Origin of the sequence: Mesorhizobium sp. M7A.F.Ca.CA.001.10.2.1, assembly GCF_003998575.1 — a bacterium.
In the GTDB taxonomy this organism is placed as follows: Bacteria; Pseudomonadota; Alphaproteobacteria; order Rhizobiales; family Rhizobiaceae; genus Mesorhizobium.
This window is the reverse complement of the sequence record NZ_RZQY01001221.1, coordinates 1-721: the sequence shown is the minus strand read 5'-3', so window position 1 is coordinate 721 and position 721 is coordinate 1. Positions and strand designations below refer to the sequence as shown.

1 protein-coding gene is annotated in these 721 nt (G+C 64.1%); it reads right to left on the bottom strand.

Annotated elements, in window-relative coordinates; genetic code table 11:
• The coding region (locus EN964_RS36265) for a pyridoxal-dependent decarboxylase (RefSeq protein WP_164776560.1) at positions 1 to 721 on the bottom strand (721 nt) is incomplete at both ends.

Here is a 721-nt window from a genome sequence, read left to right as displayed (position 1 = left end):
GAACTGGATAGAGCAGTCGAACTGGGCGCCCAGCCATTTGTGCGGATTGAAAACGATTGAATCGGCGCCTTCGACGCCTGTCCAGAAATGCCGATATTCCGGACAGATCATCGCCGATCCCGCCCATGCGGCGTCGACGTGAAGATAAAGCCCATGCCGCCGTGCGACCTCGACAACCGCTGCAATATCGTCGGCGCCGCCGGTGCTGGTGCCGCCGACGCAAGCGATGATGCCGGCCGGCAGCATGCCGGCTTCCCTGTCGGCGATGATTGCCGCCTCGAGTGCCGCCGTATCCATGGCGCGAAAGCGGCCGGCGACGGGAATGCGCACGAGATTGTCCTCGCCTATGCCGGACACCCAGATCGCCCGGTCAATCGAAGTATGCACCTGGTCGGAGGAGTAGATGCGCAGCCGCGCCTGCCCTGCCAGGCCTTGTTTGTTGCCTTGCCAATCGAGCGCCCGTTCGCGCATGGTCAGCACTGCGGCCAGTGTCGCCGACGAGGCTGAATCCTGGACTACGCCCGAGAAACCTTCCGGCAGGCCGAGCGCCTGGCGCATCCAGTCGACGGTGCGCGTTTCGAGTTCGGTCGCCGCCGGCGACGTCTGCCAGAGCATGCATTGCGCGGCCATCGCCGAAACCAGATATTCCGCCACCACCGAAACCGGCGCCGCATTGGCCGGGAAATAGGCGAAGAAGCGGGGATGCTGCCAATGCGTCATT